18 protein-coding genes and 1 pseudogene are annotated in these 20,498 nt (G+C 65.1%); 10 read left to right on the top strand and 9 right to left on the bottom strand.

Annotated elements, in window-relative coordinates:
• The first annotated feature begins 4 nt into the window (after positions 1 to 4).
• The 10 genes from EJ077_RS29210 (at position 5) to EJ077_RS29255 (ending at position 11,986) form a co-directional block, all read left to right on the top strand.
• Complete coding sequence (locus EJ077_RS29210; RefSeq protein ID WP_245458815.1) at positions 5 to 2,398, top strand: thiamine pyrophosphate-dependent enzyme; 2,394 nt, start codon at positions 5 to 7, stop codon at positions 2,396 to 2,398.
• Positions 2,399 to 2,429: 31 nt separating this feature from the next.
• Positions 2,430 to 3,440 carry a C-terminal binding protein gene (locus tag EJ077_RS29215; RefSeq protein ID WP_208698277.1) on the top strand — a complete coding sequence of 337 codons (1,011 nt, stop codon included), beginning with the start codon at positions 2,430 to 2,432 and terminating at the stop codon, positions 3,438 to 3,440.
• Positions 3,437 to 4,165, top strand: coding sequence for an E3 binding domain-containing protein (locus EJ077_RS29220; protein WP_208698278.1), 729 nt, complete (start codon positions 3,437 to 3,439; stop codon positions 4,163 to 4,165). The genes EJ077_RS29215 and EJ077_RS29220 overlap by 4 nt, the downstream gene beginning before the upstream one ends.
• 82 nt (positions 4,166 to 4,247) lie before the next feature.
• Complete coding sequence (locus tag EJ077_RS29225) at positions 4,248 to 5,018, top strand: GntR family transcriptional regulator (protein ID WP_208698279.1); 771 nt, start codon at positions 4,248 to 4,250, stop codon at positions 5,016 to 5,018.
• A 210-nt stretch (positions 5,019 to 5,228) separates the two neighbouring features.
• Positions 5,229 to 6,293 carry a sugar ABC transporter substrate-binding protein gene (locus EJ077_RS29230; RefSeq protein ID WP_208698280.1) on the top strand — a complete coding sequence of 355 codons (1,065 nt, stop codon included), beginning with the start codon at positions 5,229 to 5,231 and terminating at the stop codon, positions 6,291 to 6,293.
• Between the two features lie 165 nt (positions 6,294 to 6,458).
• Positions 6,459 to 7,526 (top strand): substrate-binding domain-containing protein, encoded by a 1,068-nt coding sequence (locus tag EJ077_RS29235; RefSeq protein ID WP_208698281.1) that lies wholly within the window; start codon positions 6,459 to 6,461, stop codon positions 7,524 to 7,526.
• A gap of 69 nt (positions 7,527 to 7,595) precedes the next feature.
• Entirely contained in the window at positions 7,596 to 9,098 is a 1,503-nt protein-coding gene (locus EJ077_RS29240; RefSeq protein ID WP_245458576.1) for a sugar ABC transporter ATP-binding protein, read from the top strand.
• A 3-nt stretch (positions 9,099 to 9,101) separates the two neighbouring features.
• Positions 9,102 to 10,133 carry an ABC transporter permease gene (locus tag EJ077_RS29245; RefSeq protein ID WP_208698284.1) on the top strand — a complete coding sequence of 344 codons (1,032 nt, stop codon included), beginning with the start codon at positions 9,102 to 9,104 and terminating at the stop codon, positions 10,131 to 10,133.
• A complete protein-coding gene (locus EJ077_RS29250) occupies positions 10,130 to 11,092 on the top strand; it encodes an ABC transporter permease (protein WP_208698286.1) in 963 nt (320 codons plus the stop codon). The genes EJ077_RS29245 and EJ077_RS29250 overlap by 4 nt, the downstream gene beginning before the upstream one ends.
• Before the next feature lie 12 nt (positions 11,093 to 11,104).
• Positions 11,105 to 11,986: an SMP-30/gluconolactonase/LRE family protein gene (locus EJ077_RS29255; RefSeq protein ID WP_208698288.1), complete on the top strand. Its 882-nt coding sequence runs from the start codon at positions 11,105 to 11,107 to the stop codon at positions 11,984 to 11,986.
• Positions 11,987 to 12,409: 423 nt separating this feature from the next.
• Here the strand turns inward: EJ077_RS29255 and EJ077_RS29265 are convergent.
• The 9 genes and pseudogenes from EJ077_RS29265 to iolD form a co-directional block, all read right to left on the bottom strand.
• Positions 12,410 to 12,624: pseudogene (locus EJ077_RS29265) on the bottom strand (hypothetical protein).
• The gene (locus EJ077_RS29270) at positions 12,621 to 13,376 is read right to left on the bottom strand and encodes a COG4280 domain-containing protein (protein ID WP_208698290.1); all 756 of its coding nucleotides are present in this window, start codon (positions 13,374 to 13,376) and stop codon (positions 12,621 to 12,623) included. Before EJ077_RS29270 ends, EJ077_RS29265 begins: the two are co-directional and overlap by 4 nt.
• 128 nt (positions 13,377 to 13,504) lie before the next feature.
• The gene (gene phnN / locus EJ077_RS29275; protein WP_208698292.1) at positions 13,505 to 14,134 is read right to left on the bottom strand and encodes a phosphonate metabolism protein/1,5-bisphosphokinase (PRPP-forming) PhnN; all 630 of its coding nucleotides are present in this window, start codon (positions 14,132 to 14,134) and stop codon (positions 13,505 to 13,507) included.
• Positions 14,131 to 15,270, bottom strand: a complete 1,140-nt coding sequence (locus EJ077_RS29280) for an alpha-D-ribose 1-methylphosphonate 5-triphosphate diphosphatase (protein WP_208698294.1) — start codon at positions 15,268 to 15,270, stop codon at positions 14,131 to 14,133. The genes phnN and EJ077_RS29280 overlap by 4 nt, the downstream gene beginning before the upstream one ends.
• Positions 15,271 to 15,301: 31 nt before the next feature.
• Positions 15,302 to 16,009: a DUF1045 domain-containing protein gene (locus EJ077_RS29285; protein WP_208698296.1), complete on the bottom strand. Its 708-nt coding sequence runs from the start codon at positions 16,007 to 16,009 to the stop codon at positions 15,302 to 15,304.
• A 152-nt stretch (positions 16,010 to 16,161) separates the two neighbouring features.
• Positions 16,162 to 16,974, bottom strand: a complete 813-nt coding sequence (iolB, locus tag EJ077_RS29290; RefSeq protein ID WP_208698298.1) for a 5-deoxy-glucuronate isomerase — start codon at positions 16,972 to 16,974, stop codon at positions 16,162 to 16,164.
• Between the two features lie 335 nt (positions 16,975 to 17,309).
• Positions 17,310 to 17,519 carry a DUF3329 domain-containing protein gene (locus EJ077_RS29295; RefSeq protein ID WP_208698300.1) on the bottom strand — a complete coding sequence of 70 codons (210 nt, stop codon included), beginning with the start codon at positions 17,517 to 17,519 and terminating at the stop codon, positions 17,310 to 17,312.
• A 64-nt stretch (positions 17,520 to 17,583) separates the two neighbouring features.
• Positions 17,584 to 18,474, bottom strand: coding sequence for a myo-inosose-2 dehydratase (gene iolE / locus EJ077_RS29300; protein ID WP_208703161.1), 891 nt, complete (start codon positions 18,472 to 18,474; stop codon positions 17,584 to 17,586).
• Between the two features lie 144 nt (positions 18,475 to 18,618).
• Entirely contained in the window at positions 18,619 to 20,469 is a 1,851-nt protein-coding gene (gene iolD, locus EJ077_RS29305; protein WP_208698302.1) for a 3D-(3,5/4)-trihydroxycyclohexane-1,2-dione acylhydrolase (decyclizing), read from the bottom strand.
• Positions 20,470 to 20,498 lie beyond the last annotated feature (29 nt).

Consider the following 20,498-nt stretch of genomic DNA (forward strand, 5'->3'; position numbering starts at 1 on the left):
GGCAATGTCTGCGGCGCGCGCACGCGAGGATTCCAGAAGTGCGTCAAATCTGCCCGACCGGAAAATCCTGCTCGACCTGTTCGAACGCATGGTGCTGTTGCGCCGCTTCGAAAGCATCGCCCAGATCGCCTGCCGCAAGGGCGAAACGCCCGGTTTCCTGCATCTCTATATCGGCGAGGAGGCGACCGGCGTCGGCGTCTGCGCGCATCTCAGGGCAACCGACTGGGTGACCTCGACCCATCGCGGGCACGGCCATGCGCTGGCCAAGGGCGCCGATCCCGGCCGTGTGATGGCCGAGTTGTTCGGCAAGGCCGATGGTATCTGCGGCGGGCGTGGCGGCACCATGCATCTCTACGATCGTTCGGTCGGCCTGTTCGGCACCAATGGCATCGTCGCCGCCGGCATCGGCCATGCCGTCGGCATCGGCATGAGCGCGCGCCAGCAGGGCCGCGACGGTATCGGCGTCGCCTTCTTCGGCGATGGCGCCGCAAACCATGGCGGCTTCCACGAGGCGCTCAACTTCGCCGCCGTGCAGCGGGCCCCCGCCGTCTTCATCTGCGAGAACAATCTCTACGCCACCGCCACGCCGCTCAAATCCGTCACGCTCAATCCCGAGATCGCCAGCAAGGCCGCGTCCTACGGCATGCCCGGCGTCGCCGTCGACGGCAACGACGTCTTCGCCGTCTGGCTGGCGATGAAGGAAGCCACCGAGCGCGCCCGCGCCGGCAAGGGCCCGACACTGATCGAGGCCAAGACCTATCGCACGGTCGGCCACCACGAAGGCGATCCGATCATCGGCACCTACCGGACGCAGGAGGAACTCGACGCCTGGATCAAGCGCGATCCGATCGACATGTTCCGCAGGAAACTGATCGAGGACTACGGCATTGCCGACGCCGAGGCGCTTGCTGCAATAGAGGCGCGGATCGAGACCGTGGTCGAGCAGGCGCTGACCTTCGCCCGCAACTCGCCGGAGCCTGATCCGGCCACCGTGCGCCTGCATGTTTTCGCCGACCCGATCAATCCACCCGCCGCCCTGCAGCCGCGCGCGGTCGGCGAGACGCGCATGCAAGGCTGGCTGGAGGCGGTACGCGACGGCATCGCCGAGGAAATGCGCGCCAATTCGGCGATCCTTTATTTCGGCGAGGGCACCGGCGAGCGCGGCGGCAGCTTCGCGCACACCAAGAACCTGTGGCAGGAGTTCGGCGCCGAACGGATGGTCGATACGCCGATCTCCGAACAGGGTTTTACCGCCGCCGCCGTCGGCGCTTCAGCCACCGGCGCGCGGACCGTCTCGGATCTGATGTTCGCCGACTTCGCCTTCGAGACCGCCGGCCAGATTTTTCTGCAGGCCGCCAAGCTGCGCTACATGACCAGCGGCCTGATGAGCGCGCCTATGGTGGTGCGCGTCGGTGCCGGCGCGCTGCGCAGTTCCGGGCCGCATCACAGCGGCATCTACCATCCGATCTTCGCCCATATGCCCGGCCTCATCGTCTGCGTGCCTTCGACCCCGGCGGATGCCAAGGGGTTGATGAAGACCGCGCTGCGGGCCGGCGATCCCGTCATCATGCTGGAGCCCAAGGCGCTGTTTGCCTCGAAAGGCGAGGTGCCGGTCGGCGAGCATTTTGTGCCATTCGGTGTGGCGCGCATCGCCCGGGCCGGCACCGACATCACCATCGTCGCCGCCGGCCAGATGGTGCAGCGCGCCCTTGAAGCCGCGGAAGCGCTGGCCGGCGAAGGCATCGAGGCGGAGGTGATCGATCCGCGCACCATCATGCCGCTCGATATCGACAGCATCGTCGCCAGCGTGCGCAAGACCCATCGCCTGCTCATCGTCGATGAAGCCTGGGCGATGTGCGGGCTGGGCGGCGAGATCGCGCAGGCCATCAACGAACTCGCCTTCGACGAACTCGACGCACCGCCCGGAAGGCTGCACACGGCGCCGACCTCGCATCCCTTCGCGCCGGTGCTGGAGCGCGCCATGCTGGTCGACACCGCGCGCATCGCGCAAGGCGTGCGCGACGTCATCGCAGGTCAGCCGCCGGTGCCGGATCACTGGTACACGGTCGGCCTGAAGAATGCCGCGCCGGCCAGACCGGCACCTGCCCCGGTCAAGGCACTCCCACCTGCCCCAGCGGCCCAGTCGCCGGCTGCTTCCAGCGGCGACGAGCCGGTGACCATGCCGTTCGGGGACCTCACCGTCAGCGAAGGCACGGTCATCAAGTGGCTGAAGGCGGTCGGCGATACGGTCAGGGAGGGCGAGCTGATCGCCGAGATTGAGACCGACAAAGCCGTGGTCGAGATCGAGGCTCCCGTCAGCGGCACGCTCGCGGCGATCGATCAGCCGGTCGGCGCGGTGGTGCCGATGGGCGGCCGCATCGGCGGCATCAAGAAATAGATCATCCCAACAAGCGATCCGAAGGACCGGCATGAAGATCCTGTGCGCCAACTGGCAAGCCGCCGACGAGGCCGAACTCGAGCGCGAGCATTATCCCGACATCGAGTTCATCCTCGCCCGTTCGACCAATGACAAGGCCGCGACGCTCGATCCGGCCGCCTGCGAGACGGCCGACGCCGTCATCAACTATTCGCCGACCCACAATGTCGCCGCCGCCCCATCGGCCTTTCCAAAGGCACGCATCGCCGTGCGCTCCGGCGTCGGCTTCGACAACATTGACACCGCGGGCTGGGGCGCGCGCCGGATTCCGGCCTGCAATGTACCGGATTATGGCACGACCGAGGTCGCCGACCACGCCATCGGCCTGATGCTGGCGCTGACACGCGGCACCTCGGCCTATGGCGCGGAGCTCTCCAGCCATGGAGCCGAAGGCTGGCATTTTTCCAAGGCGCCGCTGGTGAGAAGGCACAGGGGCGCCACCTTCGGCATTGTCGGGCTCGGCCGTATCGGGCTCGCCACCGCGCGCCGTGCCGCCGCCTTCGACATGAAGGTGGTGTTCTATGATCCGCACCTCCTGTCCGGCGTTGATCTGTCGACCGGTTACGAACGCGTCCATTCGCTGCCGGAGTTGATGGGGCGGGCGGATGTGGTGAGTGTCCACGCACCGCTCAGCGAAGAAACCCGCAAGCTGCTTGGCGCCGAGGCCTTCGCCGCCGCCAGGCCAGGCCTCGTGCTCATCAACACCGCGCGCGGCCCGATCGTCGATCTCGACGCGCTGGCGACGGCGATGCGCAACGGCACGGTCAGCGGTGCCGGACTGGACGTGCTGCCGAACGAACCCGGCGATCTCGACCATCCGCTGCTGGCGGCGTGGCGCAATCGCGAGCCGTGGATCGCCAACCGCCTGATCATCACCCCGCACGCCGCCTTCTACAGCCCGGCATCGATGAGCGACCTCAGGCTGAAATCGATCGAAGTCGTGCACGCCTATCTTGACGAGGGCCGGCTCACCAACTGCGTCAATTCCGAGTATCTGAAATGAACGCAGCGGCGGTGCAGGCGAGGCGTCTTGCGGTTTCCCCATATGCCCGCCGGCTGGCGCGCGAGCGTGCGCTGCCGCTCGAGACGCTTCGAGGCAGCGGTCCGGCTGGGCGCATCCTGGCCGCCGACGTGCTGAGCTTCGCCGCGCCCGCGGGGCCTGTCGGTCAGCCTGCTGTCGAGGCCGCTCCAGCCTCCCCTTCCGTCGCCGCATCCAGCATCGCCGCCTTTGCCACATCGATAGCACTGGGCGCTCTGAAAGACCTTCTGGCCGCGCTGGGAAGTACAGGGAGAGTGTTCGACATCGATGATGTGCTCTTGCGTGCGGCAGGTCGAGCATTCGCTGAATCCCCTGATATCGATCGGGTCGCCGATGCTTCCGTGGCATTGGAACTGCGCGGCCGGCAAGCAGTGTTCGCGACGGCTCCGGAGATATCCCTGACATCGATGCGCGCAGCGCGGCTTGCGTTGCTGCGTGGCGACCGCGACGACGCGGGAAAGTTCGCGGTTCTATCTCTACGGCGTCTCCCCGCAACCGACATTCGGCCGATTATGATGCCACTTCTGCCCGGCCGCGCCATGCGCTTGACCGTTTCGCTCGACACGGCCGGCAATCAAGCCGAGTGCCTGCTGACAACGGATGCGGCAAGCGTCGATGAGTCAAACGCCGCCGCTTGGCTCGCCACCCTGAAGTCGATCATCGAACGCCCGCTTCGGCTCTTCGTCTGAGAGGGTTGATCGTTGCCGACGTTGCCTAGCCTCGGGCCAAGGAAGCTATTATAAAAGCTTCGACACAGGCGCGACGAGGCACATGGACCATTCCGTTCCCACCATCGAAAGTCTTCCCAAGCGCACGCTCGGCCGCGCCAATGGGCCGCTTTACCGGCAGCTCGCCGACATCCTGCGCGAGCCGATCGGCAACGGCACCTTTCCGGTCGGCGGCGAGCTGCCGAAGGAAGCGACCATCGCCGAGCATTTCGGCGTCAGCCTGATCACCGTACGCCAGGCCTTGCGCGATCTCGAGGCCGACGGCCTGATCCGGAAACGCTCGGCCAAGCCGGCCGTGGTGGCGGCGCGCAATCCCTCGGTCAATCTGAGCTGGAAGTTCAAGAACTTCGCCGACATGGCCGCCTTCACCAAGGACGCGAAGCTGACGGTGAAATCCTACCGCAAGGAGGTTTCGCCCGTGCTCCAGCGCCATTTCGGCATGGGCAAGGACGAGGCAGGCTACTGCCTGCGCGGCATCCTGTCGGTGGGCGCGCAGAAGAAGGCGCAGATCACCAGCTATTTCCCGCCTTCCGTCGGGGCGAAGCTGAAACGGGACGATTTTTCCGACGTGCTGATCTTTCGTTCCGTGCAACGGCACCTCGGCCTGCGGCTGGACGTCGCCCATGTCACGGTCCGTGCCGAGATCGCCGACGAGGCCATCGCCGAAGATCTCGGCGTCGCGCAGGGCAGCGCGATCCTCAGCGTCGAGATGCTCTATCAGTCGGCCGACCAGCAGAGCATCGAGTTCACCATCGCGCGTCATCCGGCCGACCTGTTCAGCATCAGCTACGACGCGCCGAACGACCTGGCCTGAACCCGACAGGGGTTCGATCGAGACACCTGATCGGGGATCGTGCCCGCGCGGATTTCCTCGCCACGGCCATGGACAGCTTTATAAAATTATAATAGCATCATAGCTAGGATGAAGGCTGCCCCGAAAACCACGATCGAACGTGGATGCGCAGGCCCCGTCCGATATCGGCGGCGTTCGCGCGGCCGATACCAAACACGGGAGGAGGAAATCATGAAAGCAGGCGTATTTTTCGCCGGCCTCGCGGCTGTCGCGGCGACTTTGCTGTCGATCGATGCCGTGCCGGCCAATGCACAGGACAAGAAGCCCTACACCATCTACCTGTCCAACAATTTCGTCGGCAACGACTGGCGCCAGCAGATGCTGCGCAGCGCCGACATCGCGGTCAAGAAGCCGCCGCTAGCCGGCCGCGTCGACCTCAAGGTCGAGGTGGTCGAGACCACGGTCCAGGCGCAGATCAATTCCCTCAACAACATCATTCGCAACAAGCCCGACGCCATCGTGATCGACGCGGGCTCCGGCGAAGCGCTCAACCCGACGATCGAGAAGGCCTGCAAGGCCGGCATCGTGGTCATCGCCTTCGACCAGATCGTCAGCGCGCCCTGCGCCTACACGATGGAGTCCGACTGGGGCCGGGCACCGCGCGTGGAGGCCGAATGGCTGGTCAAGAAACTCGGCGGCAAGGGCAAGATCCTCGTCGACCGCGGACTTGCCGGTGCTCCGATCTCCGCCCAACTGCAGGGTGGTTTCGAGGAAGTCATCAAGAAATATCCCGGCATTGAAGTTGTCGGCTATTTCAACGGCGACTATGCACTGGGACCGGAACAGGCCGGCGTCGCCAGCCTGCTGGCGGCGCACCCGCAAGTCGACGCCATCTTCGTCCAGGGCTATGGCGCCGGAGCCATCAAGGCGCTGCAGGACGCCGGTCGTCCGATCGTTCCCATCACCGGCAGTCCGTTCAACCTGACGACGACGACCTGTGCGCAGACCCATGGCGCCCAGTGCATCCTTGCGCCCAACCCTGCCTATCTGTCGGCCGAGGCCTTGAAACTCGCGGTGGACATACTCGACGGCAAGAAGCCGGCGGAGAAGAAGATCCTGCTGCGCAATGCCTTCCTGACCACCGATCCGGTCGCGTCGGAACTGTACCCCGATGCGGCCATGCAGAAGATCGAGGTCGGCAAGAATGCCTTCCCGGACATGGCGCCGGGCCTGTTTCTTCCAGTCAGCCCGGACTGGGTGGAAATCACTCCCGCCGAGGCTGCCGGCTCGAAATGACAATGCCTGCGAGGCGGGGACGAAATGGTCGCCTCCAGGCCCTCCAATACGCCTTGGCTTAAATTGACAAGGCGCATTGGTACCGGTATCAATTTGGATGCAGCAGCCACCAAGATGGCGAAGTCCGTCGCTGGCTGACGCAGGAAACACGAAGGAGGAGAGATCATGAGACTGAAGACAATTCGCGCCGGATTGGCAAGCCTTGCCGTGTCCGCGATCGCCATCGGCACGGCGCCTAGCCACGCCGAGGACAAGAAACCCTACACCATCTATCTCTCGAACAATTTCGTCGGCAATGACTGGCGCCAGCAGATGGAGCGCGTCGCCACGGTGTCGGTGAACAAGGGGCCGCTGAAAGGCCGCGTCGACCTCAAGATCGAGAATGTCGAGAACACCGTCCAGGCGCAGATCAATTCGCTGAACAACATCATCCGTCAGAAGCCGGACGCCATCCTCGTCGACGCCGGTTCGGATTCGGCGCTCAACCCGACCATCAAGAAGGCCTGTGACGCCGGCATCGTCGTCATCAGCTTCGACCAGGTGGTGACCGAACCCTGCGCCTTTGCCGTCGCTTCCGACTGGGATCGCATCCCCTCCGTGATGGCCGAGTGGATGGCCACCCAGCTTGGCGGCAAGGGCAACATCATCCTCGACCGCGGCCTGGCAGGCGCGCCGATCTCGGCGCAGTTGCAGCAGGGTTATGAGAAGGTGCTGGCCAAATATCCCGACATCAAGGTCGTCGGCTATTACAACGGCAACTACGCGCTTGGGCCGGAACAATCCGGCGTGGCGGCGCTGCTTGCCGCCAATCCGAAGATCGACGGCATCATGACGCAAGGCTACGGCTCGGGCGCCATTCAGGCGCTGAAGGATGCCGGCCGGCCGATCGTGCCGGTCGTCGGCTTCTCCTACAATGTCGCCGCCGTCACCTGCGCGCAGACACAAGGGGCCAAGTGCATCCTTGGCTCCAATCCGGCCTACCTTTCGTCGGAAGCGATCAAGCTGGCGGTCGACATCCTCGACACCGGCAAGAAGCCGGCCGAGCGCTCGGTCTCGGTCAAGGGTGATTTCGTCACCACCGATCCCTTCGAGTCCAAGCTCTATCCGGGCACCAAGATGATCAAGATCGCGATCGGCGAAAATGCCTTCCCCGACCAGGCGCCCGGCCTGACGCTGCCGGTCACGCCCGACTGGGTCGAGATCACCGCTGCGGAAGCGGCCGGCTCGAAGTAACATCACGAGACCACGACCCTTGTCTCCCGGCATCGCACGATGTCGGGAGAGCTTTTCGAAGGCGCATCCATGGACCTCGTCACGGTCAAAGGCCTGTCCAAACGCTATGGCGGCATCGTTGCGCTGAGCGATGCGACATTCAGCGCCCGCGCCGGCGAGGTGCATGCGCTGCTCGGCGAGAACGGCGCCGGCAAGAGCACCTTCATCCAGATCCTGTCGGGCGCGGTGCAGCACGATGGCGGCTCGGTCCTGGTCGACGGACACGATTATCGCCCTGCCAATCCGGACGCGGCCCAGGCGCGCGGCATTGCCGCCGTCTTTCAGGAACTGTCGCTGATCCCCGACCTCAGCGTGGAACAGAATATCTGGTTCCGCCACGAGCCAAGGACGTTACTGCGTACCGTCAACCGAGCCGAGATGCGCCGCAGGACGCTTGCCTTGCTCGAAAGGTACAATTTTCCGGCGTTGCGTCCCGACCAGGAATTGCGGCGGCTGACGCTGGCCGAACGGCAGATCGTCGAGATCGCCAAGGGGTTGGCCAAGGACCCGCGCATCCTCATCCTCGACGAGGCGACCTCGGCGCTGCCCGCGCGCGAAGCCGAATGGCTGCTGAAGCTCACCCGGCAGCTGGCGGCGGAAGGCAGGCTGGTCGTCTTCATCTCGCACCGCATGGCCGAGGTGCGCGCCATCGCCGACCGGCTGACCATCTTCCGCAATGGCAGCACCGTCGCCGCGCACGAGGCCAACGCCGTGTCCGACAACGAGATCGTCACCCAGATGATCGGCCGGCATCTCGACCGGCTCTATCCCGAGCGTGTGGCCACGGCCACGGATCGCGTCGCGCTGAGGGTCGAGGGCCTGTCGAGCGGCAGCCGGCTCTCCGGTGTCGACTTTGCCTTGCGGGAGGGCGAGGTGCTCGGCGTCGGCGGCTTGCAGGGCCACGGCCAGCGCGAGCTGTTCCAGGTACTCTTCGGCGCCAGCAGGGCGAGTGGCGCCGTCGAGCTGTGGGGCAAGCCGGCCTCGATCAGCAATCCACGCCAGGCCTTGACCGGCAGGGATGGCATCGCCCTGGTGCCGGAGGACCGGCGCGGGCAAGGCCTGCTTCTGACCAAGAGCGTGCGCGAGAACCTGACGCTGTCGGTGATCAAGCGCTTCACCGAAAACGGCTTGCTCAGCCGGCAAAAGGAAGCGGCTCTGGTCAAGGAGATGGTCGATTTCCTGCGCATCAAGGCCGGCACGCCTGAACAGCACGCCGGTACCCTGTCGGGCGGCAACCAGCAAAAGGTCATCTTCGGCAAGATGTTGCTCACGCAGGCGCGCGTGCTCTTGCTCTACGACCCGACGCGTGGCGTCGATGTCGGCACCAAGGGCGAGATCTTCCAGCTGATGCGCGACCTCGCCGCCAAGGGTTACGCGATCCTGTTCCATTCCAGCGACATGCCGGAACTCGTCCATGTCGCCGACCGCGTGCTGGTCATGCGCGACGGCCGTATCGCGGCGACGCTGGAAGGCGATCGTATCTCCGAGGCCGGCATTTTGCGCGCCGCCATGCTTGAACGCGAGGCGGCTTGAGGCATGGTCATGGCGAGCGCGGAGCAGACTGGCGAGATGATGCAAAGGCCGGCCGACATGAAATCAACCACGCCGGCCATCGATTGGCGCGGACGCCTGCTCGACCGCGCGCCGTTCCTGGTCGCCTGCCTGATGCTGGCGTTGATTGTCGGTATCTACGGCAGCCTGCAATCCGGCGTCTTCACGTTGGACGAACTCAATCTCGACACCGCGGCGGCGATGACGCTGATGCTGGCGGCGACGGGCCAGACCATCGTGCTGCTGCGCGGCGGCATCGACCTGTCTATCGGCGGCATGATCAGCCTCGGCACGGTCATCGCCGCGACGCGGTTCGCCGATGATCCGTCGACCACCGGGTTCTGGGCGTTGGCCATCCTTGCGCTCGGTTTTGTCATCGGTGCGCTCAATGGCCTGCTGATCTCGCTGCTCAAGCTGCAGCCCTTCCTGGTGACGCTCGCGACATGGTCGATCCTCAACGGTGTCGCCATGATCATCCTGCCGACCGACGGCGGCAGCATTCCCACATGGTGGGTCGGGTTTGCCTCCACGCAGCTCTTCGGAGTCACCAGCCCGGTCTGGATGTTGCTGGTCCTGCTGCTGTTCTGGTGGTGGTTCCGCGCCACCCGGGTCGGCATTTCGATCCAGGCAACCGGATCGAATGAAAAATCGGCCTTCCTGTCGGGTGTCTCGATCACCCGCGTCAATCTCGTCACCTACGGCCTGTCCGGCCTGTTCGCGGCGGGCGCGGCGCTGTTCCTGGTGACACAGACCGGTGCCGGGTCGCCGACCATCGGCAAGGACTATATCCTGCCTTCGGTGGCCGCGGCGGTCATTGGCGGCGTCAGCCTGTTCGGCGGCCGGGGTCACCTTGCCGGCACGCTGATCGGCGCCTTCGTGCTCACTCTCATCGGCAACCTCGTCTTCGTGCTGCATGTGTCGAGCTATTGGCAGCCGGTCGCGTCCGGCGTCATCCTGCTGCTCTCGGTGCTCGCCAGTTCCGTCGCCGAAAAGGCCGCAAGGGGCCGCGTCCAATGAGTGCCTTCCTCGCCCGCAACCGGCTGATCGTGCTCGCTTATGCCGGCATGGTCGTGCTGCTCCTGGTCACGGCGCTGTTCTCGCCGGGCTTCCTCTCGGTCTCCAACATACGCTCCACCGTGGTGCTTGCCGCTTTCGTCGGCATCGTCGCGCTCGGCCAAACCTTCGTCATCATCGGCGGCGGCATCGACCTGTCGGTGCCCTGGGTGCTGAATTCGGCGGCGATCATCATGGCGCTGCTGTGCGGCGGGCAGGATCTGCCGCTCACATGGGTCATGCCGCTGCTGCTCGCCGGCGGCGCCTTCGTCGGGTTGGTCAATGGTGTCGGCGTCGCCCGGTTCGGCGTGCCGCCGATCATCATGACGCTGGCGACCAACGTCATCCTGCAAGGCCTGATCCTGGTGCTGACCGGCGGCTCGCCGACCCCCTCGGCGCCGGCCCTGATCCAGTTCCTGTCGGTCGGCCGCATAGCCGGCTTTCCGGTCATCGCGCTGATCTGGCTCGCCCTGACGCTGGTGGCGACCGTGCTGCTCTCCAAGGTAGCCTTCGGCCGTCACCTCTATTCGCTCGGCACCAGCGCCACCGTGGCCGAATTCTCAGGCGTGCCGACGGCACGCACCACTATCCTGACCTATGTGATTTCGGGCCTCACCGCCGCCTTCGCCGGCATGCTTTTGACCGGCTATTCCGGCCAGGCCTATCTCGGCATGGGTGACGCCTATCTGTTCACCTCGATCGCCGCGGTCGCCATTGGCGGCGCCTCGATCCTCGGCGGCAGCGGCCATTATCTCGGCACCGTCGCCGGCGCCATGGTGCTGACCATCCTCACTGGTCTTTTGCCGGCGCTCAACCTGTCGAGCGGTGCCCTGCTTGTCGTCTACGGCGCGGTGATCCTGCTCACCGTCTCGATCGGCAGCGAGGCGTTTGCCGGCCTCGGCGGCAGGCTGCGCAGGGGCTGAACGGAGGGAAGAATGGTCAAGATCACCTGTGTCGTCGATGCCAAGGCCGAGCTTGGCGAAGGCACGCTCTGGGACCCCAGGGCCGGCGTGCTCTGGTGGATCGACATCTGGAAGAAGCTGATCCATCGCTACGACCCCGCGACCGGCAAGGACGAGGTCTTCGAGACACCGGAATATCTCGGCTGCCTTGGCCTGCGCGAGAAGGGCGGCCTGGTGCTGACCATGACCAATGGCTTTCATTTCTTCGACCCGGCAACCGGCCAGTTCGAGGCGATCGTCGATCCGGAAGCGCATATGCCGAAGACCCGCTTCAACGACGGCAAGCCGGACCGCCAGGGCCGCTTCTGGTCGGGCTCGATGTTCGAGGTGGCGGGACAGCCGATCGAGTTCATCGGCGCGCTCTACCGGCTCGATGCCGATCTCTCCGTGCACAAGATGATCGACGGCATCGGCTGCTCGAACGGGCTGGCCTGGAGCCCGGACTCGAAGACCATGTACTTCTCGGACAGCCATGCGGGCGCGGTCTGGGCCTATGATTTCGACCCCGGCACCGGCGACATCGAGAACCGCCGCACCTTCATCGACATGACGGCAACAGGCGGCGTCGCCGACGGCGCCACGGTCGATGCCGAAGGCTGCTACTGGGTGACCATACCCGTGACCAGCAAGGTCTGCCGCTACGATCCCGATGGCGAGCTGATGGAAACAGTGGTTCTGCCGACCGATCTGCCGACCTGTTGCGAGTTCGGCGGCAAGGACCTCGACATCCTCTACGTCACCTCTGCCGTCCTCAAGCGCCCGGCCAGCCATTTCGTCCGCCAGAAGAATCCGGGCGGCCTGTTCGCGCTCGACGTCGGCGTGAAGGGGCTGACCTTGCCGGCGTTCAAGGGCTGACGGCTTCGCTCAGACTGCCGACATGACCAACGGCGTCCCGGTCCTGCGAGTCATTCCGGAAGCGAAACGACGCCCGAGATAGCATGCATAGAGCGACAGCGGCCAGCACAGCGCGAAGTAGATCAGCGACACCGTACCGAACACACCGGCTGGAAGGTCACGGTGTTGACCTGCGTGGCGGCCCGCGCAAGCTCAGGCCGATCAGCGAGGCGATCGATGTCGTCTTGACGATCTGCACCATGAAGCCGACGGTCGGCGGCAGCATCAGCCGCACCGTGACGTCAAGAGTGCCGAGGCACGGCGATCATGCTCTCGTGGCGTTGTGCACCTGTCCGCCGAGCCCTTGGCACCGCGGCTTGCCGTTCACGGCACGGCTCCTGCCGGGCGCAACCCCCGGCCAAAGATGCGGCCGAAGCCTGTCCGCTACCGAGGGACGTGGCGTGCGGCGCGGCGAACGCTTTGCAAAAGGATGGCGAGGCAGCCGACCAGCAGCAGCCCACCGCCAAGCAGCGGCGGCAGTGCGAGCAGCTTCACCCCGCGGTAACCGCGGCCACCAGGACCAGCGCCAGCAGCGCCAGACTGCCGTCATCGACGAACATGCCGAAGAATTCCCTAGCGATAAGGCGAATGACGTTCATCGGGCGAGCCCTCCGGCTGCTGTGGGACGGGTGCCGCGCAGCCAACGCACCATGGCGAAGGATGCCAGCGCGACGATGGCGAAGATGGCGAGCAGAGCAAGATCGGCGCCAGGCCAATCGGCGCCGATGCCCTCGCCGGTCCAGAAGATGCCGAAGCTGGTCAGCATCAGCCCGACCACGAATTTGAGGACGTTTTCCGGCACGCGCGCCAGCGGCCGGTGGACAGCGAGACCGACGAGCATCACCAGGACGAAGGCGGCCAGCGCGCCCATGCCGGCGTAAAATGTCTGCCCATGCGCGGCGCCGACGGCGATGACGATGAACACCACCTCCACACCCTCGAGCAGCACCGCCTTGAACGAGGCCAGCCCGGCGAGGTAGTCGGCGCGGCGGTCATTGGCCTGCCGGTTCAGGGCGGCGGTTTCCTTGGCGAAGGCCGCCTCCTCGTCATGCAGGGCGATGACGCCGACGCTGCGCAGGATGGCTTTTCGCAGCCAGCGCATGCCGAACAGGATCAGCAGCACCCCGACCATGAACTGCAGCGTGGTGATGGGGACAAGCGCCAGCAGCGGCCCGAACGCCAGCACCAGGGCCGCCAGTACCGCCAGCGCCAGCGCGGCGCCCGTCAATGCCGGACGCCAGCTGCGTGTCACGCCGACCGCGAGCACGATGGTGAAGGCTTCGACGACCTCGACCAGGGAGGCGAGAAATGCCGCCGTGACTGTCGAGAGGATGGGTGTCAGTGTCTGCATCAAGGCTTCCTGTCTTGCTCGACCCTGATTCCCTGGGGGCGAATTCCCGGATCGTAATCCAGAATTACCCTACGCGGCCAGCGGGCCAAAGCGTTCCGGGGCGGCGCAAATAGACGGGGAGGCCTCGATCAGATCAGCCCCGACATGTCGGAGAAGGCCATTGCCTTGCGCAGCAGCTCGGCGAAGCGCTCGCCGGCCACCTCGCGCGGACCGCTGTTGTCGATCGAGGTGACGCCAGGGCCGGACAAGGTCACACTTGCGCTGCGCGCCAGCCGCGCCAGCACTTCGCCGCGCGACTCGCGGCCGCGCATCGCCAGCCGCTCGGCCAGCACCTCGGGCGAAGCGGTGATCTCGACGATCGCCAGATTGGCATAGCGTTCGCGCAAGGTGGGGATGATCGCGCGCGACACGTTGGCGACGGCCACGTGGCCATTGGAAACAGACCAGTCGACATCCGCGGGCAGGCCATAGCGCAGGCCATGCGCTTCCCAGGAGATGGCGAAGGCGCCGTCGGCCTCGGCCTCGGCGAAGGCGGCGTCGGCCAGCGTGTCGTGATCCTCGCTCGCCGCATCGCTCGGCCTGGTGATGACGCGGCGAACGAACTCCAGCTGCGTCTCGTCGGCGAAAAGCGCCTTGGCGTAGCCGATCACCGTGTCCTTGCCGGCACCGCTAGGGCCGACGACAGCAACAAAGACGCCATGACGGATCGGAAAGGTTTCGGCGGACAGTTCGCGCTCGATCAAGGCCGACACCATCATGCCACCCGGCGTCCCTGCCGCCAAACGGTGCGCACGACCGGAACATGATCGTCGACGCGCACCCGCACCAGATCGGCGCGGCGTCCCTGCTCGATGATCCCGCGGTCATCAAGGCCGACGGCCTGCGCCGGGTTCTTCGAAACCATGGCGACAGCCTGCGGCAGCGAAATGCCTTCGACCACGTCGCCGAGGAAGAAGGCCGACTGGATCAGGCTGAAGGGGATGTAATCGGACGACAGGATGTCGAGCAGGCCGTCACTGGCCAGGGTGCGTGCCGAAACATTGCCCGAATGCGAGGCGCCGCGCATGACATTGGGCGCGCCCATCAGCACGCCGAGCCCGGCGGCCTTCGAGGCCCGCGCCGCTTCCTCGGTGGTCGGGAACTCGGCGACCCGCACGCCCTGCTCGATAGCCTCTTCGACATGAGCCGACGTGGCGTCGTCATGACTGGCGAGCACGATGCCGCGCTCCTGGCACGCGGCGGCGATGAAGACGCGGTTCGGTCCTGAATTGCGCGCCGATTCGTCCATCCGCTTCTCGCAGAATTTCTTGAAATCCTGATCCGAGAGCTTCAGCTTGCGCTGGTAGTAGTAGGCGTAGGTTTCAAGGTTGACGAACTGGCGCTGGCCCGGCGCATGATCCATCAGCGACGCCAGTTTCACCCTCTCGTCTGTCTCGAAATTGGCGAAGGCCCTCAGGCAGTCCGGTGCCGAGACTTCGCAGCGCAGATGGATGAAATGGTCTGCGCGCAGCCGCTCCTGCTGGACACTGTCCTCGATCGCATCGGCCAGCTTGCGGATGTCGTCCGATGTCAGGTCGGCGTCCTCATCCATGCCGACGCGGAGCGCATCGAGCACAGTGGTGATGCCGGCGGTCGCCACCTGCGCGTCATGGGCAAGCACCGCGGCGATCGGGTTCCAGCGCACTTTCGGCCGTGGCGCATAATGGCCCTCGAGATGGTCGGTGTGGAGTTCGACCAGTCCTGGAATGATGAAGTCGCCGCCCATGTCCTCGCCGGTCCGGGCCGCACCGGCATCGATGCCGGCGATAAAGCCGTCGCGCAACACCAGCGAGCCTTCGACGATCTCGTCGGCAAGAACGATGCGAGCGTTGGAAAGAACAGTTTCGGCGGTCATTGCGGCTAGTCCTTGCTTCTTCCGGCGCCTGTCAGGCGGTTTTTCTGGCCGGGCGGCGTCCAAGCACGTGCTGGGAAAGCACCATGAACGGCGCACCGGGTTCAAGTTCGACAAACAATGTCAGCGCATCCACCAGCACGGGCTGGCGCAACACATCGGCGAAAAGGCCGTCGATCGCCGCGCGCAGGCGAGGGCTTTCCTGCGGGCCGGCCCGGCCCGACAGGGTCATGTGGAAGCGGAAGGTCTCGAAAACATAGGGATAGCCCCACTGGCAGAGATTGCGAAACTCGGCCGGCTTCAGCGAATCCGGGCTGCGGCGCTCGATCTCGGCCTCGCTCAACGGCGCGCGAAACCGGTCGAAATCGCGCACGACGTCGTCTGCAAAGCGATTGAGCGGAGGCAGCGTACCATCCGGCACCAGGGCGAAGAAGCTGTCGATCTGGCTGACGACCAGACGCGGGATCGTCACAACCGGCGTCACCTCGGCAAAGCGATCGAGCGCAGCGCGCAGCGAAGCCTCGGTCTCGGTGGCGGCCAGGCGGAAGGGCGCTTTCAGCGTGGCGTGAAAGCCATAGCGGCGCGCCGAAGCGGTGTGGAAGGCCACTTCCGCTGCCGACAGGTCGGCCACGGCCTCAACCGGCCTGGTCGCGCCACCGAACGGGTCGCGGCCCAGCCAGTTGGCGGCGATACGCGCCAGCGGCTCGTCCTGCCTGGGGGTGAAATAGATGGCATAACGCATGGGAAGTCCTCGTCAGAAACGTTGCCATAGGCGATTTCCATGACGGATTGACGAAGCTTTGAAGGGTTTTCGAAGGCAAATCGACCCTCGGGGTCGTTAGCCGACGATTTTTCCCAACTGGACCAACAAGTTCAACCGGAAACGCAGAACGGTCAGGCCTTCATCAACCATTCGTGCTCGGGCGCGTTGTGGAATTTCCACGTCCGCTTCGGCCCGGCCATCACATTGAGATAATAGAGGTCATAGCCGTGGCAGGCGGCACAGGGGTGATAGCCCTTGGGCACCAGCACGACATCGCCGTCCTCGATCGCCATGGCTTCGTCCAGCGCGCGCCGGCCATCCTTGTCGGCGTCGGTATAGACGCGCTGGAAGGCAAAGCCCTGCGGCGGGTTGAGGCGGTGGTAGTAGGTTTCCTCGAGATAGGATTCAGCGGGCAGATTGTCCTGGTCGTGCTTGTGCGGCGGGTAGCTCGACGTGTGGCCGCCGGGCGTGATGACCTCGACAACCAGCAGCGAGTCGGCCGGCTGGCCTTCCGGCAGGATGTTGGTGACGTAGCGCGTGTTGGTGCCCTTGCCGCGCACCTCCTGGCCGAGATCGTCCGGTCCGATCACCCGGACGGGCAGGCCGCCGCCAAGGCCGGGCGCCGAGCACACAGCCAGCTCCAGCTCGGTATCGGCCGTCACCGACCAGTCCGATCCCTGCGGCACGTAGACGGACCACGGCTTGCCCTCGAAAGGCGACATGCGCTCGCCGAGCAGGCCGAGATCCTTGCCGCCGGCTTTTGCCGTACCCTTGCCGGTCACGAAGACCAGGCAGACTTCGCGGTCGTCCGACTGTCCGGAGGCGCTCTGGCCGGGCTTCAGCCGATGCAGATCGAAACCGACATAGGTCCAGCCAGCGCTTTGCGGCGTGACATGCGCGACGCGGCCGTTGCCCTTGTCGGCCTTCACGAGCAGTTTCGACATTTTGTCTCTCCTATTCCCTTGGCTTTGACGGGTTGCAGCTTGTCTAGGCCGACGATTTCACCGGTTGTTCGTCATCCTAGGGCGTAGCAGGAGCGAAGCTCCGTCGCGGAGACCCTGGGATCCATTCCGTGACCTCGGTCGAAGGACGCAGCGGAGCGGAATTCTGCACCGTCACACCACCTTCAACGTCATGGCATGGATCCTAGGGTCTGCGCCGCGTCGCTGCGCTCCTTGCTCCGCCCTAGGATGACGAAGTGAGGAGCGTTTCGGCGCCAACCCATGCGATCTCATGCACACAGAATCCGATACGCAAAACGTCCGCGCCATGGACCACTTCACTCCTTCGGCGCGACCGGAGGCTTATCTTCGATCGGCTTGTACAGATAAAAAAACTGCCAGACGGCGTAGCCGGCGAAGCCGAGCGCGATCACGCCCCAGAACGGCGTGCCGCTGGCGAACTCGATGATCGACCAGATGACGCAGACCGCGACGACGGCGATGCGCCGCCACAGCGGCCGGAAGAACGGATGTTCATAATCTTTCATCGCGCCATCCGAGAGTTGCTGAGCCAGTTCTCAGATAAGCCACCCGTGGCGACCAATCCAGCCTTCAGGCATTCGGGAAACCCTGCGTCTCGACGGTGTAGCCGGCGGCGGTCATCACCCGCATCAGCTCCTTATGGCCAACCTGCGCCATCTTGAGCGGCGGGTTTTTCCTGGGATCCTGTTCGGCCTCGACCACGAACCAGCCTTCATAGCCGTAATCGGCGAAGCGCTGCACGATGGCGCCGAAATCGAGCGAGCCGTCGCCCGGCACGGTGAAGGCGCCGAGCGCCACGGCGTCGAGGAAGGACTGTTTTGTACGGTCGAGCTTGTCGATCACATCCATGCGCACGTCCTTCACATGGACATGGCTGATGCGCTTGTGGTGATTGTCGATGGCGCGCAGCACATCGCCGCCGGCAAAGGCCAGATGGCCGGCATCGAGCAGCAGCGGAATGCCTTCGCCGGAATGGCGCATGAAGGCATCGAGTTCCGGCTCGGTTTCGACCACCGCCGCCATGTGGTGATGGTAGGAAAGCGGCATGCCTTGTTCCGCACACCATTCACCGAACTCGGTCAGGCGCCTTCCATAGGCCTTCATCTCGTCACTGGTGAGTTTCGGCTTGGTGGAAAGCGGCTTCGAGCGGTCGCCCTGGATCGAGCGTCCGACCTCGCCATAGACGATGCAGGGCGCGTCGACCGCCTTGAACAGGTCGATCATCGGCTGAATACGGTCCTTGTTGGCAGCCATCTCCTCGTCGACCAGCGTGCCGGAAAACCAGCCGCCGCATAGCGTCACGTCCGCGGCCTTGAGGATCGGCAGCATCACCTTTGGGTCGTTGGGAAAGCGCCGGCCCATTTCCATGCCGGTGAAACCGGCAGAGCGCGACTGCCGCAGACATTCTTCCAGCGACACGTCATCGCTCAGTTCGGCAAGATCGTCGTTCCACCATGCGATGGGGACATGCCCAGTTTGGCTTTCAAGTCGTCACTCCGGTTTAGAACTGCTTATTACCTGTTGGTTGGCGCTGCCCCTCATCCGCCTGCCGGCACCTTCTCCCCGTATAGGGACAGGGAGAAGGAAGGGGCTTCGGCGCCGCCATCAATCGCCGATGGTCTGCATCTGCCGCTTCTCGTCATAGGCCTTGCGCGCCGCGTTCACCTGCGGCCGCGCCGAGACCTCGGGCACCGCCACGTCCCACCAGTGGCCGCCGGCATCGGTGGAAACCAGCGGGTCGGTGTCGATGACCAGCACGGTGGTGCGGTCGTTCTTTTTCGCCTGAGCCAGCGCCGTCTCCAGCCCGGCGATCGACGAAACTTTTTCTGATATCGCGCCCATGCTGGCGGCATGCGCGGCAAAGTCGACATCGGGCAGGATCTCGTGGCGCGAGTCCTTCAACAGGTTGTTGAAGTTGGCACCGCCGGTCGCCATCTGCAGCCGGTTGATGCAGCCGAAACCCCTGTTGTCGAGAAGAACGATGGTCAGTTTCAGGCCGAGCATCACCGAGGTGGCGATCTCGGAATTCAGCATCAGATAGGAGCCGTCGCCGATCATGACGACGACCTCCTCGTTGGGCTTGGCCATCTTGGTGCCGAGCCCGCCGGCGATCTCGTAGCCCATGGTCGAGAAGCCGTATTCGGCATGGTAGGAGCCGGGCGCGCCCGCCTGCCAGAGCTTGTGCAATTCGCCGGGAAGACCGCCCGCGGCATGCAGCAGCGTCACGCCTGATCCCATGGCGCGCTGAACGGCGCCGATCACCTGAGCATCCGATGGAAAGGCGGCGTTGGTCGATGCCGTCACCTTGGCCGCATCGGCCTGCCAGGCCTTCTTGCCGGTGGCCGCATTGTCGGTCCAGGCGGCAGGCGCCTTCCAGCCTTGCAGCGCGGCGCCGAGCTCGGCGAGCCCTTCCGCGGCGTCGGCGACCAGCGGCAGCGCCCGATGCTTGCCGGCATCGAAAGGCTGCACGTTGAGCCCAATGATCGTCTTGCCGGAATTCTTGAACAGCGCCCATGAGCCGGTGGTGAAATCCTGCAGGCGCGTGCCGATGGCGAGCACGACGTCGGCCTCTTCCGCCAGCCGGTTGGCGGCCGAGGTGCCGGTGACGCCGACCGCCGCCATGTTGAGCTTGTGTTCGTCCGGCAGCGAGGACTTGCCGCCTTGCGTCTCGCAGACCGGAACGCCTGCCCCTTCGGCGAACTTCGCCAGTTTGTCGGAAGCCTGCGAATAGAGAACGCCGCCGCCGGCGATGATCAGCGGCTTCCTGGCTCCCTTGAGTGCCGTGACGGCGGCGGCCAGTTCGCCACGGTCCGGACGCGGCCGGCGCTGGCGCCAGACCCGCTCGGCGAAGAAGCTCTCGGGATAGTCATAGGCCTCGGCCTGTACGTCCTGGCAGAGCGACAGCGTCACCGGACCGCAATCGGCCGGATCGGTCAGCACCTGCATGGCGCGATTGAGCGCCGGGATGATCTGCTCCGGCCGCGTGATGCGGTCGAAATAGCGCGACACCGGACGGAAGCAGTCGTTGACCGTCGCGGTGCCGTCCGAAAAATCCTCGGCCTGCTGCAGCACCGGGTCGGGGATGCGGTTGGCGAAGACGTCGCCCGGCAAAAACAGGACGGGCAACCGGTTTACGTGGGCAAGTGCAGCCGCCGTCACCATGTTCAGCGCGCCGGGGCCGATCGAAGAGGTCGCGGCCATGAAGCGGCGACGGAAATTGGCCTTGCCATAGGCGATCGCCGCATGCGCCATCGCCTGCTCGTTGTGAGCGCGGAAAGTCGGCAACTCGTCGCGCACCTGGTAAAGCGCCTCGCCGATGCCGGCGACATTGCCATGGCCGAAGATCGCCCAGACGCCGCCGAAGATCGGCACCGTCCTGCCGTCGATCTCGGTCATCTGGCGGGACAGGAACCGGGTCAGCGCCTGCGCCATCGTCAGGCGGATTGTCTTGCTCATGGTCGTTTCCTCCGCTGTCCCTGTGTCGC

It is taken from the genome of Mesorhizobium sp. M8A.F.Ca.ET.057.01.1.1 (assembly GCF_003952565.1).
Classification (GTDB): Bacteria; Pseudomonadota; Alphaproteobacteria; order Rhizobiales; family Rhizobiaceae; genus Mesorhizobium.